This is a genomic window from Gracilibacillus dipsosauri (assembly GCF_003176895.1).
Lineage (GTDB): Bacteria > Bacillota > Bacilli > Bacillales > Amphibacillaceae > Gracilibacillus > Gracilibacillus dipsosauri.
This window is the reverse complement of sequence record NZ_QGTD01000011.1, coordinates 124,782-147,269: the sequence shown is the minus strand read 5'-3', so window position 1 is coordinate 147,269 and position 22,488 is coordinate 124,782. Positions and strand designations below refer to the sequence as shown.

Annotated in this window: 15 protein-coding genes; 2 read left to right on the top strand and 13 right to left on the bottom strand. The window is 37.6% G+C overall.

All coding sequences use genetic code 11. The features are described from left to right. Window positions 1-89: 89 nt before the first annotated feature. Complete coding sequence (locus DLJ74_RS21035; protein WP_425454586.1) at window positions 90-212, bottom strand: GapA-binding peptide SR1P; 123 nt, start codon at window positions 210-212, stop codon at window positions 90-92. A 477-nt stretch (window positions 213-689) separates the two neighbouring features. Between DLJ74_RS21035 and DLJ74_RS12730 the strand changes: the two genes are divergently transcribed. Then, window positions 690-2,267, top strand: coding sequence for a Vga family ABC-F type ribosomal protection protein (locus DLJ74_RS12730; protein WP_109984851.1), 1,578 nt, complete (start codon window positions 690-692; stop codon window positions 2,265-2,267). Here the strand turns inward: DLJ74_RS12730 and DLJ74_RS12725 are convergent. The 8 genes from DLJ74_RS12725 to DLJ74_RS12690 all read right to left on the bottom strand — a co-directional run bounded on the left by DLJ74_RS12725 (window position 2,264) and on the right by DLJ74_RS12690 (window position 14,876). Continuing rightward, entirely contained in the window at window positions 2,264-2,953 is a 690-nt protein-coding gene (locus DLJ74_RS12725; RefSeq protein ID WP_109984755.1) for a DUF624 domain-containing protein, read from the bottom strand. The two genes, DLJ74_RS12730 and DLJ74_RS12725, sit on opposite strands and share 4 nt — an antisense overlap. A 15-nt stretch (window positions 2,954-2,968) precedes the next feature. Further along, window positions 2,969-5,353, bottom strand: a complete 2,385-nt coding sequence (locus DLJ74_RS12720) for a glycosyl hydrolase family 95 catalytic domain-containing protein (RefSeq protein WP_109984754.1) — start codon at window positions 5,351-5,353, stop codon at window positions 2,969-2,971. A 25-nt stretch (window positions 5,354-5,378) separates the two neighbouring features. After that, window positions 5,379-7,433: a glycoside hydrolase family 65 gene (locus DLJ74_RS12715; protein ID WP_245902335.1), complete on the bottom strand. Its 2,055-nt coding sequence runs from the start codon at window positions 7,431-7,433 to the stop codon at window positions 5,379-5,381. A gap of 1 nt (window position 7,434) precedes the next feature. Beyond that, a complete protein-coding gene (locus DLJ74_RS12710) occupies window positions 7,435-9,732 on the bottom strand; it encodes an AraC family transcriptional regulator (RefSeq protein ID WP_109984752.1) in 2,298 nt (765 codons plus the stop codon). Window positions 9,733-9,833: 101 nt separating this feature from the next. Continuing rightward, window positions 9,834-11,366, bottom strand: coding sequence for an extracellular solute-binding protein (locus DLJ74_RS12705; protein WP_109984751.1), 1,533 nt, complete (start codon window positions 11,364-11,366; stop codon window positions 9,834-9,836). A 148-nt stretch (window positions 11,367-11,514) separates the two neighbouring features. Further along, window positions 11,515-13,056 carry an extracellular solute-binding protein gene (locus DLJ74_RS12700; protein ID WP_109984750.1) on the bottom strand — a complete coding sequence of 514 codons (1,542 nt, stop codon included), beginning with the start codon at window positions 13,054-13,056 and terminating at the stop codon, window positions 11,515-11,517. A gap of 17 nt (window positions 13,057-13,073) precedes the next feature. Then, window positions 13,074-13,943, bottom strand: coding sequence for a carbohydrate ABC transporter permease (locus DLJ74_RS12695; RefSeq protein WP_054860692.1), 870 nt, complete (start codon window positions 13,941-13,943; stop codon window positions 13,074-13,076). After that, window positions 13,944-14,876 carry an ABC transporter permease gene (locus DLJ74_RS12690; RefSeq protein WP_245902340.1) on the bottom strand — a complete coding sequence of 311 codons (933 nt, stop codon included), beginning with the start codon at window positions 14,874-14,876 and terminating at the stop codon, window positions 13,944-13,946. Window positions 14,877-15,271: 395 nt separating this feature from the next. On the opposite strand from DLJ74_RS12690, the gene DLJ74_RS12685 reads away from it, so the two are divergent. Then, window positions 15,272-15,559 (top strand): hypothetical protein, encoded by a 288-nt coding sequence (locus tag DLJ74_RS12685; protein WP_054789211.1) that lies wholly within the window; start codon window positions 15,272-15,274, stop codon window positions 15,557-15,559. Window positions 15,560-15,605: 46 nt separating this feature from the next. Here the strand turns inward: DLJ74_RS12685 and DLJ74_RS12680 are convergent, their stop codons facing one another. From DLJ74_RS12680 to chvE, 4 genes are all read right to left on the bottom strand, one after another. Beyond that, window positions 15,606-17,885, bottom strand: a complete 2,280-nt coding sequence (locus DLJ74_RS12680; protein WP_181397556.1) for an Ig-like domain-containing protein — start codon at window positions 17,883-17,885, stop codon at window positions 15,606-15,608. A gap of 373 nt (window positions 17,886-18,258) precedes the next feature. Beyond that, complete coding sequence (gene mmsB, locus DLJ74_RS12675) at window positions 18,259-19,419, bottom strand: multiple monosaccharide ABC transporter permease (protein WP_054860697.1); 1,161 nt, start codon at window positions 19,417-19,419, stop codon at window positions 18,259-18,261. A 3-nt stretch (window positions 19,420-19,422) separates the two neighbouring features. After that, window positions 19,423-20,955, bottom strand: a complete 1,533-nt coding sequence (mmsA, locus tag DLJ74_RS12670; RefSeq protein WP_109984850.1) for a multiple monosaccharide ABC transporter ATP-binding protein — start codon at window positions 20,953-20,955, stop codon at window positions 19,423-19,425. A gap of 66 nt (window positions 20,956-21,021) precedes the next feature. Further along, on the bottom strand, window positions 21,022-22,128 hold the full coding sequence (gene chvE / locus DLJ74_RS12665; protein WP_109984748.1) for a multiple monosaccharide ABC transporter substrate-binding protein: 1,107 nt from the start codon (window positions 22,126-22,128) through the stop codon (window positions 21,022-21,024). Window positions 22,129-22,488 lie beyond the last annotated feature (360 nt).

Sequence of the window (22,488 nt, the reverse complement as noted above, 5' to 3'; positions counted from 1 at the left end):
CTTTATATAGGATGAAATAACAGAGAGAAATGATTAAAAAGGAGATAAAAAAGCCTAGATCCCGTAAGAATCCAGACAGAATAATTAAGCTATATTTTATTTTGTCTACTCTTCCTGCATTCGGCATTACAATAAGAATAATATTTAGTTACTCCATTCGTTTCCACCGATGCAACAACGTTATTACAATGCACACAAATAATGGTACCCATTTTCGTTGTTTGTCTATTTGATTTCAATTTACACCATCCCTTCCTTTGTGTTGTACTAAAAATTAATTATGTTGAATTTATAATAACATAAATATTATATAATGTACATTATATAATTTAAAATTAAATATAGTGCACATTATATATTAGCCTAGGTTAACAAAAGTGATATTGACATTCTTCTCCATTTTGCATATACTTACAGTAATTAATTTGAAAGGGTGAGCCATTTAAAATGAAGTATTAATCCTATTTTTATGCAATATTTCCATAATACAGACTTGTTGAAGTTCGACATTGGGATACGTCTGTCTTTATGGTAAATGTTCAGAATAGGATTAGCTTTATATGGCATACTAATCGACTTAGTTAAACAAATTGTCTTGGTGTCTTTATACACCTGAATTATGCCTCCTATTCTGAATGTGAATAAGGAGGCTTTTTTTGTCTCCATCAAGAAATGGAGTGAATAATCCTATGCTATTACAAGCGAAAAACCTTACGATTTCCGTTCAGGCAAGGACATTACTAGAGATTGATCTATTGGAGATTTTCGAAGGAGATAGGATCGGACTTGTTGGGAAAAACGGAACAGGAAAGTCCACCTTACTTCACACACTATCTGGACAGCTTGCACCAGAGAAGGGAAGCATTACCTATCATGGCACCTTGGAGCTCTTGCCCCAGCTTAAATTATCAGATGGACATAAAAGTGGTGGAGAAATAACACAGGCATACATTCAACGGGCTTTCTCAAATCAAAGCAGCCTATTATTAGCCGATGAACCAACGACCCATTTAGATACCAATCATATTGAGTGGGTAGAAAATACGTTAAAGCATTGGCAAGGGGCTTATGTGGTAGTTTCCCATGACCGTAAATTCTTAGATGTTACCTGTAGTAAGATATGGGAAATAGATCAAGGACGGCTGAAGGAATATAAAGGAAATTACCAGCGATTCAAGGAACAAAAGGAGCTCGAAAAACAACAGCAACTACAAGAATATGAAAAATATCAAACAAAAAAGCAGCAATTAGAAAATGCTTTAGTATTAAAATCAGAAAAAGCTGCAAGAGCCACTAAAAAACCAAAGAACACAAGTGCATCGGAAGCCAAAATCACCGGGGCAAAGCCTTATTTTGCCAAAAAGCAAAAAAAGCTACAGCAAACAGCCAAAGCAATAGAAACTCGACTTGAGAAGCTGGATAAGGTAGAAAAACCATATGAAGAAACACCGATAAAAATGGAGCTACCTCAGCAGGATAAAATAAAAGGTCGCAAGCTTATTCAAGTAGAAAATCTCCCTGGCACAATCGGTAGCAAAACTCTCTGGGATAAAGCGAATCTACTCATTCATGGTGGCGATAAAGCCGCGATCATTGGAGCAAACGGAACAGGAAAAACCACCTTAATTCGAAAAATTATCCAAAATGAGGAAGGTATTCACCTTTCACCAGCATGCAGGATGGCATATTTCAAACAAGATCTATCCATTTTAGATCCGAAAAAAACCATCTTAGAAAATGTACAGGAAGGCTCTGTTCATGATGATACTTTAGTTCGAACAGTGCTTGCTAGACTGCATTTTTATCGTGAACAAGTCCATAAAAAGGTAGAAGTGCTAAGTGGCGGAGAACGAGTAAAGGTTACTCTCGCAAAGCTGTTTGTCAGTGATTGTAATACGTTGATACTAGATGAACCAACTAATTTTTTAGACTTAGAAGCGATGGAAGCATTAGAAAGGTTATTGAACGAGTATGAAGGAACAATCATTTTTGTATCGCATGATCGCAGATTTGTCGAAAAGTTAGCAACAAAAGTAATTTCCATCGAAAATCAAAAGATAACCTATTTTGAAGGAAGCTACGAGCAATTTAGAAATAGAAAAAAGGTAAAAACAAAAGATACCTTAGCGGAACAAAAGCTTGTTTTAGAAACAAGAATCACCGATGTACTTAGTAGACTAAGCATCGAACCTTCCGAGGCATTGGAAAAAGAATTCCAGGCATTACTAAAAGAAAAACAAAACTTATCCAAAAGCACTGATCACTAAGTGATCAGTGCTCTTTCCTCTGTTCTATATATCTTCAAAAAAACAAGAAGAGAGAAAAAGACTAGAATAGACCCTGAAAAGATAGGTAACAGAAAAGCAAACCATTCGATCATGACATAAAGATAGATTGAACTAATCAAACCTAAAGACATCGATAGAAATGGGTGACCGAACATTAATATGGCTACATGTTTCCATATGGAACGGAGCTTCCCCTTCATATAGATAGCACCAGAAAACACCTGCAATTGATAAATAAAACCGAAAAATCCGATAATCAAGAATAGATAGATTAGTGAGGTATTTTTTATATCTAACATGTAGAAAAAGTCGATGAAGAAGATAGCCCAAAAAATAGTGAAGATAGTGCCCAGCTTCATACTTTTTTTATAATTTTCTTTAAAAAAAGAACAGTAATCTCGAAATATGCTAGTCTCGTTCTTATGGATGAATTGATTGACGACCGAGAACAATGCCATTATCGATGGATAAAAGACAAAAGGAAGTATGGCAAAAATCAGACAACATAAACCAATGATGACAGCAAGGGAATCTGCTATCAAAAGGTTAAATAATAGGAAAACAATCGGTGAATTAAAGAAGAACCAGATAATATTTACAAAAAAGAATTTATAGACCCAATCAGCTACAGTATAAAAACCACCCAATACTCCTGTATAATGCATCCTAATCACCTTTCTTTATTTAGTGAACATCTCTACCGTTTCTTCCGGTGCCAGCTTAACGTGAACGTACGCCTCCCCTAATTTGGATCGTGAAACTTCTCCCTCTCCTTTCCACTCATAATCATGAAAGTGAACAGGCAATCCTATTGTTAACTCAGTCTCGCGCTCTGCTTTCACGGTTACTGAGAAACTATTTCGTAAAAGATTCCATTGAAAGCTTATTGTTCCTGTACAAAAATGAAAGCTTTTGACCTTTCCTTCCTTCCAATCATCTGGTAGGGCTGGTAGTAGCTTTATCATTGTTGGCGACACATAAAGCAGCATTTCCTGTATCGCATTTACCACTCCTAAGTTAGCATCCATTTGCACAGGGGCAGTATCAATTTCCATTGTCAAGCCCATGTTACGCCAGTCATTATGAACAGTATACAAATTATTTAATAAACAAGAACGGGTTAAATGCTCTAAACAACGAAGGGCTTCGTTCCCCTCCTGAAGCCTTGCATAAATACTTGCCATATGAGCAAAAGACCAGCTTGTTTGTGCACCTAGCTTTCTTTTTCGAACCGCTTTTCTAAAGGCTTCAAATAAAATCCCTGCTTCCTTTACTAATTCCCGGCCAGGAAAAATCGGATAAATATGCGATAAATGTCGATGTTCATCATTTTCATCAAACTCATCATGCATCCATTCCTTAATTGCTCCCTGTTGATCAACTTGATAAGGAGGAATTCTTTCAAGCATCGCCTTCCAAGTAGAGGTATCTTCTGTGGTAACAAGCTCGCTTCCTTCGATCAAGTTGGTGAGTAATTCCTTCATCACGGCAAAGTCCATTGTGGCATTAATCGCAGTTGGCATTGGGTGAGCGATGGGTTCTTTGCTGTCCGGCATAAAATTGCCAGGCGTATTTTCTGGAGATACGGACGGGAAATACTGATAATACCCATCATCTCCTATAACTAAAAAATCCTGATAAAACTGGACAGCTTCTTTCATAAAGGGAAGTGCCTTTTCCCTTAAAAAGGTTTCATCACCACTAAATTGATAGTAAGAATAAAAATGCTGTGCTATCCAACTAGCAGCAGTGGTCCAGTTCATAATAACGGGTACTAATTGATTCGGCTTCCCAATTCCTGGGGTCGTCCCAGCCGGTATGTAGATCCCACGGCAGCCAAAGAGCTTTTTCGCATTATCTCGAAAATCATCAAGCAATTGTTCATAATATTTGGTAAACGACAATTGTAATTGGTTCAACCCTCCCACTGCCGTATGCCAATACATCATCTGAATATTTTCATTCGCCATTCGGTGACTCCACATTAATTGATAATCGCCATGCCATAGACCATACATCGAAAAAGGTTGACCATTTACTTTCGTTCCAGAGAGGAATAAGTAACGCCCAAAAGTCCATAATTTCTCGATTAGTCTTGTTGGTGCCTTTTCTTTATATGCTTGTAGAAGTAATACTTCATTGGAATGCTCCTTAGGATCATTCGATAACTCCAAACTAGACGAAAAAAATAATGGCTGATAGATCATAAGATGTTCATTTAGTAATTGCTCATAGTTTTTCTCTATTTCGCTTAATTCTCGTTTTAATTTTTTCCACTCTATTTGACTATCCGCTTGGACGAAGACTTTGACAAGGATTAATAAACGATTAGTACCAGTACAAACTACTTTTTCCTCACTAGAGCTAATTTCGCCTGTCTCTGTGATAATACGAGCAACGGCTCCAAAATCCGTACCATCCTGATTCGTTGCCTTGTAAAACAAAAAATTATCCTCCGTTTCCGCCTGAACAGTATTCCTTAACTCCCCATGCCTTTCTTTCATACGAGGAGAGTCCGTTGGATGGAGCTGAAAGCTTATATCTGTATCAATGGCATTGCTTTTATCCGAAAAGATTTCATAAACGATGATCTCGTCAGCTCGGGATACGAAAAGGTTTCGTGTGAAGCTCGTATCATTCTCCTGCCAAGATACAGAAACCTCGCCTGTTTCTAAATTGATTCCTCTATTATAGTGGCTAAATCCTGATTCGAAAGGCATTGTAAGACATAGATCAACAAGTGGTAAGGGGCTTTCTAATTTGGAAAAGTAACCGCGTTTTTTTACTTCCTTTGTTAAATGCCAATTAGCCTCTTGAAAATTCCCTTTATCCATAAGTTCCCTTGTTTCATTTAAAGTATAGCTTACATCTGGCAATTCCCCTTTCACGCCCATATGCCATAATTGAGAATGATTGATTAAAACTGTTTCATTTTTTATTCCACCATATACAGCTGCACCGATCTCACCATTTCCTGCTGGCAATGCTTCACGCCACATATTTCTCCACCAGGAGGCAGGGTATTGAAGTACAAGCTTGTTTCGATCTGCTACATTGTCAAACATGATGCTCCTCCTCCCATTTCCTATACTAGATATAGGCTTGGAACCCTTCGGCTTGAATATTCCACTTTCCATTGTCAGGAAAGCCTGGTACTACTTCCTTTTGCTCTACTCCATCCGATCCTGCTACCATCATTGCAATCGCAGTTAAAAGGCCTCCATTACCAGGAAGATATACGGTTAATCCAGGTCTTTGGTAATTATGTCCATTCGGCAAATAAGTATTTTTTACGGCATCCATTAATAAGAACTCAACAGCTAATTCCTTCTCCCCTAAGCGAGCAGCTGTCATGGCACACATCGGAAAATCCCAGCCCCATGCTGTATCCCATTGCCACTCCTTTTTCACTTTATCTAGTGTAAGTTTCATCTTTTCCTTATCAATCAATGATCCTGGTAAAATACCAAAGGCGGCCACCATCGAAGGATGATCATGATTTTTTTCGGTAAAGGTATTGTCACAACGCTCATGGGCTAAATAAACGTCATCCTTCACACGGGGAGCCTTTATATTTTCTGCAACATGGAGCCATTTTTCTTTAGGATGGATTCCTAACCTTTCTGACCATTTGATCGATATTTCTAAGCCATACTTCCAATACTCGACCTCATATGGTGGATTAATGGAGTCCTCCATACGATGACATTCCTGTGCAGGTATTAAAGGAGGCCCTAATACATATACTTCCTGCTCTTCATCCCACTCTGCGAAATCTGCCATAAAATCTGCTGTCTCAAATACCAGCTCCTTATACTGTTTAATCACCTCTTCTTCATGATTTGCCCTATAGAGTAATTCTAGTAGCATAATCGGATGGGGCTGTTGCCATATAAGTCCAGGTGCCACTGGAGAGGGACTTTGTCTTCCATCTATTCCAACCATTTTAGGCCATCTTGCTCCCTCGAATCCTTGTTCTCTAGCTAATTTTCTTGCTAGTGGTAGAATGTTCGAATACCATTCTAGACTCTTCTCTAACTTTTCCGATCTTCCCCATAACGGAAAATGAGCTGCATGCCACCAATGCATTTCTAGGTGTGCTTTACCAAACCAGCTATTATACATCAAGCCCGTTTCCTGTGGTGGGATCGATCCACTACTATGAATGTTCGTTAAATATTGTGAAAGAACGATTCTCCGTTCTAATTCTGTTGCTCGAGTATCGGTACTACCTTCAAAGGATACAAAGGATCCACTTTTCCAGAAATCTTCCCAGTATCGCTCAGAGCCTTTAATTATTGCCTCTACTGAATGTGAATTTGTAATTTTCTTCGGACTAAAGGATACTGTGAAGGAATATTCTTCATTTGCTGGTGGGACGAGCTGAAAAAAATGCCTATCTAACCTTGTAAAGCTAGCACCATTTATGTCCCATTTCACATAATAACTGTCCTCATCCATCACTCGTTTTATATGGGCTTCTTGCTCATTTTGATCAATTAGCTCCGATTCGTGCCTATCTTGATGATCCCAGTTAAGCTTTGTTGCTTTCGCCCAACTATTATGACTAATATCAGGAGATGGAAATGATTGAAGAATTCGAAGCCTTCCTTTTTGTAGGAGATTGGACACCACCTTGACTCCAATCGCATCCATAACAGGATCACAAATTGTCGTTACGATTACTTCTTCGTCACAGACGAGGAAGCGACTGTTTATAACTCCAGACCATAGATCTAACTCCTGCTCGATTTCTTTTATCTCATTTATATCTATTTCTTCTCCCTTATCGTTCAGAAATTGAAAGGAAATTTGCCCCAACTGTAATCGATGTGGATTTTGTCTAAGCCAATGATAGGCTTTTGCTTGTTCACCAGGCTTCATTGGATAAGGTATCTTTCTTCCATAATGATTAAAGGCTTGATATTCGATATCTTGCTCCGTATATAAATCTTTGCCACCACTATCATGCCATCCCCAATTAGATTGAGTTCCTAATGGTGTTTCATATAAATGGGGAAATGTTTGTAAGCCGGTGAAATCAACACTAAAACCAAATTCCCCGTTTCCAATAGACAACGGTGATAGTGGTTCGATACCATGTATTTTAGGATTATGCTTTTGTACGGTTTTTTTTCTATTCAAATTAGTCTCCTCCTCGAATGTTTTCATCAGGGTGTTCTAATACTTTGTTTAATTTTCTGTACTTCCCTGGTGTCATTTCTTTATATTCGCGAAACTTCCGAATAAAGCTATTCTCATGCTGATAGCCTACCTCTGAGGCAATGTCTGCAATTTTCTTATCTGTTTTCGTTAAAAGCTCCTGCGCCTTTTCCATTCTTAATCTAGTAAAATAGCCATAAATCGTCTCATCCATCTCATCCTTAAACCACTGACTTGCGAGACTAACACTCACTTGAACGGATTCAGCGATTTCTGGAATTCCAATCGGCTCACCGAGATGATCATTCATATATTGAATCATTTTCCTACATTGAACATATCTTTTCGTGTCATTTAATTTCTTAATATTTTCTATTCTTTCGGAAATTCTATCTTGGAACAGCTTGTAGATATCCTCCAAATTCATTGTTAGAATTTCTTCATATGAATAGTAAGTTGATGGATTCATATTATTAGCATTGGAGAAAATAACCTTTCTCACCTGTTCGATAAAATAAAAAGATAATTTCGGACTAATTCTACTATTCTTTATTAATTGAAATAATTTCGACACATTCTCAATGGCTTGCATCGGGTTCTCCATTGTCATGGATGATACGATTTGATCCATTAACTCTATATTTTTCGTATCCTTATCCTCTTCTTTTGGAACCTTAGTATAAATATTGCGGTAACCGTCAAAAAGGCGATATTGCAGTGCCTCCTCCGCTTCATTCATCTTATTTTTCAAGTCTTGTACTTTCACCCCCGTTTGGTGAAGACCTATCGAAACAGAAAACCCTAGAATGTTATCAATGTTCGAAAGCGCTATCTTTAAATGGTTTTCTAACTGTACTTTTTCCTCTAATTGTTGAATAATAACCATCATTTTATCCTTACCGATATCGACCGCTTCTACCTCATAATGGGTGGATAGCACCTCTGTCAGAATATTAATCATTCCGGATTTTACAACTGCTCGGTAATTAGCTGTAACACTTTCCTTCCAGGCTGGGTAGTTATCGATTGAAACGACCAATAATTGAATCTGGTCACTCTTCCATTCCCCAAAATAGGTTTGCCACTTCTCCTTCTGTTCGGAGGAGTTCACTAATTTTCCAATATACATGTCATATAGAAATTTAGATTTGGCCTCTACCTTCATTTTCTGGATTAGTCGTGATAGCTGGGCATGGTCACTAACTAGGTCATCTACAATATTTTCTAAATGAAGAAGATCCCGTCTGTAATGCTGGTTATCATCAACAAAGAACAGTTTCTTCAAACGTCTGATTGGCCTTAATTCAACAGAATGGATAAAGAAAATGGCAATTCCGCCTATAATAAGTGCAACTAGTGATACGATAAATACTACATTACGAATGGTTTTTGATTTAGCGAGAATACTCTCTTGTGATACTACGGAAATATATTTCCAGCCAGTAAATTCTGATTTGATTTGATTAGCTAATAAAATTTTATCGTTATACGTAATATTAGTAAGATTACCTTTACTAACTTCCTCATTCACAAATTGAACGGTATCTGCATCAAATGTATGGTTTCTTGTCATATGTAATATGGAATTGTTTTGGTCCAAAATATATTGCATGCTATTAGATTGTGGATCATCCGAGGACCTTAATTTGGAGAATAGCTCTCCTTGATTAAGATTAATCGCAATGATTCCTTTTGTTTCTCCTTTTACATTCACTTTCCGAAACAGAGTAATGTTAGAGCCTTTATGTCTTGCCCCATCTGGTAATTCTCGGTATTTTACGATCATCGACTTTTCATTAAATTCCTCTAGTACATTAGTCCATTTTGCATCATTAAAATTAGCACTGCTTGAGCTATAGCCTTGAGGAATAGCTACAAAGCTGTCCTTTACGATATTATAAATATAAATACTCTTAATAAAGGAGGAGTTTTGGGTTAAGGTTGTCAGCTTACCATAAATCTCCCTCATATTTTGATACGAGAATGGGGATGGATTAGTTAAAAAATGGTTGATATTATGATCAAGCGCCAGTTTAACCGCTATTTTATCCGATTCAACTAAATATTCATCAATATAATTCATATTAATTTTTAACATTTGGTGCTGTGGTTCGTTTAATTCCTGTTGTAAAATATCCTTAGATGTGTAATAAGAAGAAAAACCAACCGTTAAAATTATAAAAAGAACAGGTATCATTAATATGAGCAGCAACCTTGTCTGGGTATCGGAAAGATTCTTTCGAAGCATATTCCTAATTCTTGACGGAAAAAACTTTGACATACATTCACCTGCTTCCCTTTTCTCCTTATTCTATGATATGTCCAACCATTTGATAAGATTATTCTAGGGGGGCTGTCCTGCGAAGCGACAGCTCCCAATGATTACTTTACTTTCTCATACCACTCTTGTACTCGTTGCGTTACTTCCTCTCCACCAGATTGCTTCCACTTTTCTATGAATTCATCGAACTTATCAAGCTTCCATTCGCCAATTACAATTTTCGTCAAATATTCTTGGAATAGCTTATGTGATTGAATATCGGGATAACCCTCATAAACCGTACTCGGTAATCCATCGCCTGCGATTCTTCTTGCATCACTAGTAGCTACGTCAAAAATATCCTTTATCATTTGCTGATCTTCTTCTGGAAAAGAGTTTTCGATACGAATATCCATCGATTCCTTTGTTTGGAAATTTAACATTCCTAGTGCCAATGGTGTCTCATCGGTTGCTGGAAGTAATACTTTTTCACCATCCACCACTTCATGCTGGGCACCTTCTATGCCATATTGAATAAAATCAGCATTGGCTGGATCATAGAAGAAATCTAGTAGTTTCAGGGAATGGATAGCATTAGCCTCTGAAGCCTTAGGAATTAGCCATTCGGGAAGTCCCATACTTTTCTGTGTGATAAATCCATCAAACCCTTCTACCTCAGGCAAAGGCATTCCACTCACATAAGCATTAGGTGCTTCTTCTCTCATGGCATTAAGCTTATCTAACAAATTAGCTGGAAGGTGATACCAGCTTCCTACTAAATTATTATTAATTTTTGCTTGCCAAACATCTCCTTTATTCAGAAATGTTTCATTATCAAGTAATTTCTCCTCATATAATTCACGAAGAAATCCAATAGCTGCTTTCATATTTTCCGTAGTACCAGCATAATGGATTTCACCATTATATATATCCCACTCCGGATAACCTTCCCACATTGCCACACCAAACATGGAAAACAAGTGATCCATCCACCTTCCAAATTCTCTCCCAGTTGTTGGGATTTCATCTGGCTTTCCATTTCCGTTCGGATCTTGATCTCGAAAAGCAATTAACATAGCTTTATATTCTTCCAACGTCTTTGGCATTTCCATTCCAACAGCTTCGAGCCAATCTTGACGTAATAATGCTGCACGTGAAGGCACCATGTATACTTGGGGCACATAATAGATTTTTCCATCAGGAGAAGCTGTACGAACAATATCCCAAGCTTCTTTAGGAATTCTCTCCCAAACATTTGGTGCATATTTGGGCAATAATTCATCAAGTGCTAGTGCGCCGCCTTGGGTGATCAATGTTTGTTCCACACCACCAATTGGTCTTAATATATCAGGAAACTCTCCTGAAGCAATCATTAGGTTAATGTATTCTGCTGGTTCTGATCCTGGCGGTGTTGTTTCCAATTGATACTCTACTCCAGTCTTTTCTTTAATATATTGCACATGTGGATCATCACTAGTAGGGATCGTTCCTTTTCCTAAGTGACTTTTAAAGACAGTTACAGTGGCCTTATTGTCTTTTTCTATTACTTCATTATTATCCTTCTGACTAGTTGATTCCTCATTTGTAGAGCATGCGGTGAATAACACTAAAAATAAGATCCAAACCGTTAATAAATAATTATGATTTCTTTTCATGCTTTTCTCTCCCCAAGCATTTTTATCAAGCAGAACCTATCAGAATACTTAATGGCTGATCTCCACATAGTTGCTTTATACCTCTCGAAATCTTGATGTGGGATCTTACGATTCTACTCCCCTGCACAACGGCAGGGGAGTTATAGCTTTATTTTACTTTCTCATACCACTCTTGTACTTGTTTCGTTACTTCCTCTCCACCAGATTGCTTCCATTTTTCTACGAATTCATCAAACTTATCAAGCTCCCATTCACCAATCACAATTTTTGTCAAATATTCTTGGAATAGCTTGTGTGATTGAATATCGGGATAGCCCTCATAAACCGTACTTGGTAATCCATCGCCTGCGATTCTTCTTGCATCTGCCTTACTTACTTCAAAAATATCCTTCACCATCTGCTGTTCCTCTTCAACGAAGGAATTTTCGATTCTTAGCTTCATTGATTCATCTGTCGTTAAATTCAGCATTCCTAATGCAAGTGGTTTATCATCTGATGATGGTAGAAGAACTTTTTCGCCATCTACTACTTCGTGTTGAACACCCTCAATACCATACTGAACAAACTCTGCATTTTCCGGGTCATAGAAAAAGTCAAGAAGCTTCAGTGCATTAATTGCATTATCTTCTGATGCTTTCGGGATCATCCACTCAGGTTCTCCCATACTCTTTTGCGTGATAAATCCATCAAACCCTTCTACCTCAGGTAAAGGCATACCTGTAATATAGGCATCTGGTGCTCCTTCCTTCATTGCCGCATAGCGTTCACGAAGGTTTGCTGGGAGATGATACCAGCTTCCAACTAAATTGTTATTAATTTTGGCTGTCCAAACATCCCCTTTGTTCAAGAATGTTTCATTATCGAGTAACTTTTCTGCATAAAGCTCACGTATAAATGCGATTGCTGCTTTCATGTTTTCAGAAGTCCCAGCATAGTTGATTTCACCATCATAAATATCCCATTCCGGATAGCCTTCCCACATTGCTACACCGAACATGGCGAATAAATGATCCATCCATCTACCGAACTCCCTACCACTTGTCGGTAGCTCATCCTTTTTTCCATTTCCGTTCGGATCCTGATCGCGGAAAGCAATTAACATTTCTTTATATTCATCTAGTGTTTTTGGCATCTCCATCCCTACTGCGTCTAGCCAGTCTTGTCGTAATAAAGCAGCTCTCTCAGGGATTAAATAGACTTTAGGCACATAGTAGATTTTCCCATCAGGAGAAGCAGATCTTACGATATTCCACGCTTCTTCAGGAATTCTCTCCCATACATTTGGTGCATGTTTAGGTAATAATTCATCTAATGCAAGTGCTCCACCTTGGTTAATTAGCGTTTGCTCCACACCGCCTATTGGTCTTAAAATATCAGGGAAATCCTCTGAAGCAATCATTAGATTAATATATTCGGCTGGTTCTGAGCCTGGAGGGGTGGATTCCAATTGATATTCCACACCTGTTTTTTCTTTTATATATTGAACATGAGGATCATCACTACCAGGAATTGTCCCTTTTCCCATATGACTCTTAAACACCGTTACAGTTGCAGATCCATCAGCTGTTTCTTCTTTATTTCCTTCATCCTTACTGGTCGATTCATTATTGCTACTAGAACAAGCTGTCAGTACCAACAAGAACAACACGACTATAGAAAACAGGAATACATGATAACGATTTTTTTTCATACCCTTTTCCTCCTTCATTATTCTTTCAATGACCCAAGTACCGCACCTTTAACAAAGTATTTTTGTAAATAGGGATAAACTAAAACAATGGGAATCGTAGCAAATATAATCGTAGCTGCTTTTAATGTAGTGGTATTGAAATCAAAATCACCCATTATTAAATCGACAGCTGCAAGCTCCTCTTCTGACGTAAAAAATGCTCGTAAACGCATTTGCAATGGCCAAAGCTCTGGATTTCTTAAGAAAAGCACCGCCGTCTTAAAGGTATTCCAATACCCGACAGCATAGAATAAGCCAATTGTAGCCAATACTGGTTTGGATAACTGTAAATAAATTTGAAACAATAAGCGAAATTCATTACAGCCATCGATGCGTGCTGCATCATCAATATCCTTTGGAATTCCCATAAAGAATGTACGAACAATGACCATATTAAAGGTGCTAACAAGTCCTGGTATAATTAAGGCCCATATCGAATCCATCAATCCCACTTCTCTTACGGTCAAGAAAAAAGGAATCATCGGTGCATTAAATATCATCGTGAGCACCATGATTAACATAATCGGTCTTCTAAGCAAAAATTCCTTCCTCGATAATGGAAACGCTGTCAAAATGGTGAACAGCATACTTAGTAAGGTTCCGACAATCGTAATAAATACCGTGACACCGAACGCTCTCCATAATACTTCATTTTGAAGGATATGCTCCCAAGTAGCTAGTGTAAATTCTACCGGTATTAAAAATACTTTTTTCGAATCAGCGGCTATTGGGGAGCTAAAGGAAACCGCCAATAAATGCAATAAAGGCGCAATCATCGTGGATGCCAATACGATAAGCACCGTGTAGTTAAACACTTGAAATAATCTTTCTCCAATTGATTGTTTCATTTACCACAACCCCTGTTCTGATTTTCTTGCCAGTCTGTTAAATATCCACAGTAACGCAAAACCGATAACCGATTGGAACAGGCCAATGGCTGTTGTTAAACTATATTGTCCTTGTAGAACCCCTGCGCGATATACATAAGTTTCGATGATATCCCCAACGGAGTACGTCATCGGTGTTAATAAGTTAAAGATCTGGTCAAAGCCTAATTCTAAGAAATTACCAATGTTTAATAAGAACAAGACAGAAATCGTTGGTAACAATAATGGAAGGGTAATGTAAATCGTTTGTTTAAATCGGTTCGCTCCATCAATCACTGCTGCTTCATATAGGCTTGGATTAATTCCAGTTATGGCAGCTAGATATATAATGGTACCCCAACCAACTTCCTTCCAGATCCCAGAAATAATAACAATCGATCGGAAATAACCTTCCTCCTGCATAAACAATATCGGTTCCAGTCCAAAAAGGTCTCTTATTGCATTTACTAAGCCTTGGCTTGCCAGAAGCTCAAACACAATACCTCCAACTACAACCCATGATAAGAAGTGCGGAAGGTAAAATAAGCTTTGTACAGTTTTCTTCACAATTAATAATCTTACTTCATTGAATAGTAAAGCTAAAATAATTGGTGCTGGAAATTGAAATATCAATTGATATAAGGCAATCAATGCCGTATTTCTCAATACTTCATGAAAATCCTGATAATGTAGTAGATGCTTGAAATTTTCAAGACCTACCCATGGACTACCTAGTATCCCATTGAAAATTTGATAATCTTGAAATGCTATTACACTACCCATAAGCGGAATATACTTAAAGACAATATAATAAATAATACCAGGTAAAATCATTAAATAAAGCATCCAATATTTACGTACATTTTTGATCAATCCATTTTGAAACAATCGATCAAACCGGCTATTTGTTTTCATTACAGCTTGTTCATTTCCTACATGCTCCTCCATGCACTCCCCCCTTTCTCTTTTTTGAACCTCACTTTCGATCAGTGAACTATCCTGATAAATTGGGACCCCCACCAGTGTTGGACTAGGCTTTTTGTCAAAGGATTGATAGTTTCCCACCGATGGTTAGCGAAACTTTTCAGGATATTATCGTCTGTTATCCCTCATTTAATCTTAGAATGAAGGTTGCAGACAGCTATCACTGTGATAAAATCATATCGTGAACTTAATCTAACAAACAATCAACCATTCCTACATTTACTATTCAATTCTTATTTCGAGGCATAATCAATAATTTGTTGAGGACTTGTTGGTTTTGTTTGTTCTAAAATCGGTAGGAGCATTTCATAAAGGAGGATGGTGGATTGGAGAACAAGAGATGGATACACAACTTATTCGGTCCTAAGTATGAAGGCTTAAAGCTCATCATTTTTAATGCCATATGGTTATTACTTTATACCATTTTTTGGAGCATAGAAATACAATATAATCCGCTCTTACTTACCCTATTGTGTATGTCCAGTTTACTTCTCGTGTATCTGTTACTCAAAGGGAAAATGAAGGGGCTAAAGAAACTAGAAGTCATCTCTTCTGTTGGAATGATAGCAGTTTGGATTACTGCATTGTTAATGATCATAATGGGTTACTCCTAGTATTAAAAAGATCTCTCCATCAGCTAAATGGATGGAGAGCAGTACGTTACTTAATATTACCTTCCAATTGGATGTTTGAGAAGGCTGCTGTTGTGTAATGAACAAGATCATTCGGATTCTTTGCCCCATCGACGGCAAATCCGATATAAACTTTCTTCTTCATGTCTATCTCTTTTCTTCCTACCTCGATCCACTCATTTCCATTTGCAGAAGCATAACCGATGAATTCATTTCCCTCTCTTTCAATTTTTAACCAATAAGGAATAGTTGTATTTAATAAGGACGGGACACCATTTTCCTCTGGTCTATCATTCTCTCCAGGAGCCACAATGCTTTCTCCTTTAGTATCCCTTGAAGAAAAGTGTATCGCATATAATGTATCCTGACGATCTGCTTTTATGACAGAAGTACTGATCATCGCCGTTTTGGCATCTGGGCTTAACTGATCTCTAATCATTAAACCAGATATCGCATTATTGTTTCGTTTGGTGATGGATTCCACCTTAGCCGTTACCGATCCATCTCCTTCTAGCTTTTGATAGGCCAATTGAAAGGCATCCTTTTCCCCCATAATTCTTCCTGTTCCTTTTACCGTTAATAAACCATCCTTTATACTTGCATTGCCCTTCACCTCAACAGAGCCAATATCCTTTGATTTCCAATCACTTCGGTTTTTACTATTCACATAAATGGCAGTGGAGGTTGTTTGCGTCGCATTTCCTTCCTTATCTGTTGCCCTTGCTGAAACAAACCATGTTCCATCAGGAGCATCCTCCCATGTGAATGAGAAGGAACCGCTTGTCGCCTCTCCGATTTTTTCATCATTTTTAAAATACTCTACTTTTTCAATATTTTTCTTATCTTCAAGCTTTACATTAAATTGGATTTTTTTATGTGCTTTGTGGACACTATTTGCTTTTGGTGATACTAATTCCACAGAAGGATTTTCTGCTTCATGCTCCATATCTACAAGGGAATGAAGATAAAGCTCAAGATTAGAATACCCTGATTCTGTTATTAGTTTTCCATCCTCTGCGTTATCCGGGTCAAGACTGTTGGCTATTTCCCATTCATCCGGCATACCATCATGATCAGAATCTGTCGGAGGCTCCTCCGACTCCATTTCTGGAAATCCTCCAACCTCCCACTCATTATTAATGATACGTCCTGTTCCATTTTTTACATCATGGACGACTCTAGCATCGACTGCATCTCTTCGAGGTAATGTAGCACCAGCTCTTTCTAATACTAGATCATAGGCTTCTTCTGCTCGTTTAATATTCAATGTATCATGCCCTAATACAGGATATGGACTATCGCCAAAGGTTACATCCTCTTTAATATCCTCTACGCCTAACCAATTATTATTACTAACTTCTTCGTTGTCATGCATCACATTGCCATCAATATAGAACCAACCTGGCTCTCCATCTCTTCCGGGACTAATAATTCTTTGTTTTACTTGATCATAGGTTGCTGGACCAGGCTTATAATAATTGTTGATAATATTATTTTGTTGATTTTCCCCACCATACATGGAATTAAATCCCCAGTTATAAATAACATTATTCACTAAGTCTGCATGGGAAACTGGGTGCATTTCATTTCCCGTATTACCTAAAGCGGGGTTTCTACTAATATGTGTAGCAATTAAATTATTACTAAAGGTAGCATTTTCCCCACCCCATATTCCACCATATCCGTGACGGCCTTTAGAATGACCAGATATTAAAAGACTTTCGCTTATAATACTCCACTGTACCGTTGTATTTTCATTCCGATAGAAGGAAAAGGCTTCATCTATTCCCCAGCTTGCAGAAACATGATCTATGATCGCATCCTTAATATCTCTCCCACCAAATGCATCGAATTCCGTTTCTAGATTGTCGCTACCTGGTCTAAATCTCATATATCGGACGATGATATTTTCCGAGCCACCAATATCTGTTCCATATCCCGCAACTGTAATCCCTGCTCCTGGTGCAGTTTGACCTGCAATGGTAATGTTTTTTCGTTTAATTCGTAATGGTTGTTTCAAATGAATCGTACCAGAAACCCGAAAGACAATCGTGCGATTATCTTGGCTAACCGCATCTCTTAATGAACCTTTAATCGGTTCTTCTCCTTCTCCATAATCTTCTATTGTTGTAACTTCATATACATCCTGACCTCTACCACCTGATGTGTACTTCCCTCCCCCCTCCGCTCCAGGGAAGGCCAATACGTTTTCTGGATTTTCGCTTGTGCTAATTGCCTGCACGGAAACTCCATCAAGTATTAGGGAAAATGTAAGCAATAGCGTAATTATGAATATGAATTTTTTCATATTACCATTACCACCCTTTCTTAATGAATTTTATAGCTTGTCTTCATTTTATCAAGGAAAGGATTACATTTTTTCCTCTTTTTCGCGTTAAATGCTTACATTTTTGGGCTTTGAATTAGATACATGCTTTCTGCCAGTGGAAATGAATTTTTAAGAAGGGTTAATGCAGGCGGACTGAGGGGAGGATATCTTGCTTTCTTGTAGGGAGATCGCCAAGATATAAGTTGATATCTTGGTTATCTTGCTCTCCCGGGGGAAGATTGCCAAAATAAAAAGGGAAAGCTTGATAATACAAAAATCTGTAGTTTTACTAAAGTTATTCGTAAAAATTACGTCATCACACTAAAAAGCCCGCTTTCAAAGCGAGCCTTTTCTAACCTTTATTTTTATTATACACATCAAAGCCAACTGCAATTAAAAGAACCATCCCTTTGATCGCTTGTTGCCAGTCGATACCAACACCGATCAAGGACATACCATTATTCATCACACCCATTACTAATCCACCGACGATTGCTCCAATGACTGTACCAACACCACCTGCCATGGAAGCACCACCGATAAATACGGCAGCAATTGCATCTAATTCTAACATGTTACCAGCAGCAGGTGTGGCAGAATTTAGCCTTGCTGCGAACATTAGACCAGCTAACGCAGCTAGAAGCCCATTATTGACGAACACCCAGAATACGACGCGCTTTGTTTTAATACCGGATAGATCCGCCGCTTTTTTGTTTCCACCTGTTGCATAAATATGACGACCCATGATCGTATTTTTCATAATAAATGTGTAGACGATAATTAACACTATGACGATAACGAGAACAGTTGGAATACCTTTATTTAATGCTAATTGATACATAAACCAATTGATTGCTAGAATCAATAATGCTAGTTTTGCAATCGTGATCCATATTGGAATCACCTCAAAATTATATTGAAGCTGAATTTTTCTTTTTCGAAAATCCAAATAAATTAAAACGATGGATAAGACAGCGGATAACACTAACGTAAAAATATGAATGGATGCTCCACCAAATACATCTGGAATAAAACCACTACTTATTTTTTGAAAGGATTCTGGGAATGGCGCGAGAGATTGACCATCCAATAAATATAAGGTTAATCCTCTAAATATAAGCATTCCTGCTAAGGTTACAATAAACGATGGTATCCCTACATAGGCGACCCAAAAGCCTTGCCATACTCCAATCAGAGCGCCTGCTAACAGAGCGATAGCTACTGCTAGCCAAACGGGTACATTATTGTTAATAATTAAAACACCTGCTATTGCTCCAATAAAGGCAACGATCGATCCAACGGATAAATCGATATTACCTGTAATAATGACAAGTACCATTCCAATGGCTAATACAAGAATGAAACCATTTTGCAAGATTAAGTTCGTTATATTTAATGGTTTAAAATTCACACCATCTGTTAAGAACCAGAATAATGCGGTAATAAATACTAATGCAATAACCATTCCGTATTCGCGAATATTATTTCTAAATAAATGAATAAGTGTTTGCATGAACTAGTTCCCCCCTGTTCCGGTCATGAGATGCATAACATTCTCTTGATTTGCTTGAGCACTGCTTAACTCTCCTGTAATACGACCTTCATTCATCACATAAATTCGATCAGATAATCCTAAAACCTCGGGTAGCTCTGATGAAATCACTAAAACCGCTAAGCCTTCCTCAGCGAGTTCATTTATTTGTGAATAAATTTCGTATTTTGCACCAACATCGATACCGCGAGTTGGTTCATCTAAAATTAATATATTTGGTTCAGCGAAAATCCATTTACTTAATACTACTTTTTGTTGATTTCCACCACTTAAATTCCCTACAATTTGTTTTACACTTGGTGTTTTAATATTTAGCTTTTCTCGTAATTGCTGTGCTTCCATAATTTCTTTATTTTCATCAACAACCGATCCATTGGAGATCCTAGTTAAATTGGCTAATGTAATATTTCGCTTTATATCCTCAATTAAGTTCAGTCCATATGTTTTACGATCCTCTGACACATAAGCAATACCATGATCTATTGCTTGACTCACTGTGTTCACTTGAATCAGTTTTCCATTTTTGTATAATTCACCACTAATTTTTTTACCATAGCTTTTTCCAAAGATACTCATCGCAAATTCTGTACGTCCTGCTCCCATAAGCCCAGCAATTCCTACAATCTCCCCGCTGCGGAGATGTATATTTACATCCCGAATAACCTTGCGATCTGTCTGCTGTGGATGATAAACATTCCAATTTTTCACTTCAAAGATGGTTTCGCCAATCTTTGGTACTCTTTCTGGGAATCTGCTCGTTAATTCACGACCAACCATCCCTTTAATAATTCGATCTTCTGATATTTTCTCGTTTGTGGCATCTATTGTTTCGATCGTCTGACCATCACGTAATACGGTAATCGAATCAGACACAGCTGAAACCTCATTTAATTTATGGGAGATTAAAATAGAGGAAATGCCTTGATTTTTTAATTCAAGTAATAGTTTTAATAAATTCTCACTATCGGTTTCATTTAATGCTGCAGTTGGTTCGTCTAAGATAAGAAGCTTAACATTTTTTGATAATGCTTTGGCGATTTCTACCAATTGCTGCTTCCCTACCCCTATTTCCATTACTGGTGTTTCTGGCGATTCCTTTAGGCCAACTCTTTCTAGGAGCTTTTTGGATTGGGCAAAGGTTTCCTGCCATTTAATCATACTTTTGGATTGGCGTTCATTTCCTAAAAAAATATTTTCTGCAATCGACAGAAATGGACTTAACGCTAATTCCTGATGAATAATGACGATGCCTAATTCCTCACTTTGCTTGATATTTTTAAATTGGCATTCCTGACCTTCGAAAAGGATTTTGCCATCATACGTTCCATATGGATATACACCACTTAACACCTTCATCAGTGTTGACTTTCCTGCTCCATTTTCACCAACAAGTGCATGAATTTCACCTTGCTCCACTTGTAAATTTACATCGTCCAATGCTTTAACTCCAGGAAAGGTCTTTGTAATGCTCTCCATTTCCAATATATATGCAGACATGTCCATCACCTCTTTCATAAAAAACATGGGGAATGAAGTGGCGAATTCACCACTTCATCTCCTTATTTATTGAAGCTCTTCTTCAGAGTAATAACCACTATCAATGACTACTTCCTGGTAATTGTCTATATCCACGGATACTGGTTCTACTAGATAGGTTGGAACCACTTTTACTCCATTATCATATGTTTCCGTATCATTCACTTCTGCTTCTTCACCATTCAGAATAGATTCTGTCATATTGACTGCGACAGCTGCTAGATCCCGAGTATCCTTAAAAACGGTTTGGGTTTGTTCACCCGCAATAATAGATTTGATGGAAGCAAGTTCAGCATCTTGTCCTGATATAACTGGTAATGATAGATCACCAGATCCATAGCCTACACCTTTTAAGGCTTGAATGACACCTCGACTAATACCATCATATGGTGAGAGCACGGCATCCACTGTTTCTCCACCAGAATAAGAGCTGCTTAGGATATTTTCCATTCGTGATTTTGCTGTATTTCCATCCCAACGCATGGTTGCTGCTTGCTCAAAGTCTGTTTGACCACTTTGAACAACCAATTTACCTTCATCGATATATGGCTGAAGGACACTCATCGCACCATCCCAGAAGAAATAGGCATTGTTATCATCTGGTGATCCGCCAAATAATTCAATATTAAAAGGACCTGCTTCTTCTTTTAAATTCAACGCTTCTTCTATATAGGATGCTTGTAACACCCCTACTTGAAAATTATCAAAGGTAGCATAATAGCTCACATGCTCTGATTCCATAATTAAACGGTCATAAGCTATTACTTCTATTCCTTGATCATTTGCCTTTTGCAATACATTGGTAAGAGCAGTACCATCAATGGATGCGACTACTAAAACCTTTGCACCTTTTACAATCATGTTTTCTATTTGCTCGATTTGTTTATCTACATCATCTTCTGCATATTGAAGGTCTGTTTCATATCCAAGTGCCTCTAATTGCTCGACCATATTGTTTCCATCATCTACCCATCGTTGGGATGATTTCGTTGGCATCGCAACTCCAATTAAACCTGATTCGGATGACTCACCATCCTCTCCAGAACCACTGGACTTCTCTCCTCCACCACATGCCGCTAGTACTAATAGAAGACTAAACAAAATTGCAAGAAAACCTAATTTTTTTCTGTTCATCATTGAAACCCCTTTCAATATTAGAATGGATTATCGTTACAATCGTTAATATACCAATAATTAAAAGGAAAGGCTTTACACTTATTTAAACAGTTTTTATAAAATTTTAAACAAGTTCCTCAAAACTTTATTGAACTCCATTCTGATCATATGGCATGATTTATTTAGTTAAAATTTTCCAGTTTAAATAAACAAAAACTCAAGGAAATCTGTTAGGGGGACATACGAAGGAAACAGGGGAGCAATAATACATTGAGAATTATTAATAAAGGAAGAGAGGAATAATACCATGGCTCAGCTTTTAAAAGCATTTTCAACTGGCCTAAGTGTTCTATTTTTATATGTACTAACTGTTTTCAT

Excerpts from the sequence above, each read along its gene's own strand:
- DLJ74_RS21035 (WP_425454586.1), bottom strand. The coding sequence starts at position 212 with ATGGGTACCATTATTTGTGTGCATTGTAATAACGTTGTTGCATCGGTG.
- DLJ74_RS12730 (WP_109984851.1), top strand. The coding sequence starts at position 690 with ATGCTATTACAAGCGAAAAACCTTACGATTTCCGTTCAGGCAAGGACA.
- DLJ74_RS12725 (WP_109984755.1), bottom strand. The coding sequence starts at position 2,953 with ATGCATTATACAGGAGTATTGGGTGGTTTTTATACTGTAGCTGATTGG.
- DLJ74_RS12720 (WP_109984754.1), bottom strand. The coding sequence starts at position 5,353 with ATGTTTGACAATGTAGCAGATCGAAACAAGCTTGTACTTCAATACCCT.
- DLJ74_RS12710 (WP_109984752.1), bottom strand. The coding sequence starts at position 9,732 with ATGTCAAAGTTTTTTCCGTCAAGAATTAGGAATATGCTTCGAAAGAAT.
- DLJ74_RS12705 (WP_109984751.1), bottom strand. The coding sequence starts at position 11,366 with ATGAAAAGAAATCATAATTATTTATTAACGGTTTGGATCTTATTTTTA.
- DLJ74_RS12700 (WP_109984750.1), bottom strand. The coding sequence starts at position 13,056 with ATGAAAAAAAATCGTTATCATGTATTCCTGTTTTCTATAGTCGTGTTG.
- DLJ74_RS12695 (WP_054860692.1), bottom strand. The coding sequence starts at position 13,943 with ATGAAACAATCAATTGGAGAAAGATTATTTCAAGTGTTTAACTACACG.
- DLJ74_RS12690 (WP_245902340.1), bottom strand. The coding sequence starts at position 14,876 with ATGAAAACAAATAGCCGGTTTGATCGATTGTTTCAAAATGGATTGATC.
- DLJ74_RS12680 (WP_181397556.1), bottom strand. The coding sequence starts at position 17,885 with ATGAAAAAATTCATATTCATAATTACGCTATTGCTTACATTTTCCCTA.
- mmsB (WP_054860697.1), bottom strand. The coding sequence starts at position 19,419 with ATGCAAACACTTATTCATTTATTTAGAAATAATATTCGCGAATACGGA.
- mmsA (WP_109984850.1), bottom strand. The coding sequence starts at position 20,955 with ATGTCTGCATATATATTGGAAATGGAGAGCATTACAAAGACCTTTCCT.
- chvE (WP_109984748.1), bottom strand. The coding sequence starts at position 22,128 with ATGAACAGAAAAAAATTAGGTTTTCTTGCAATTTTGTTTAGTCTTCTA.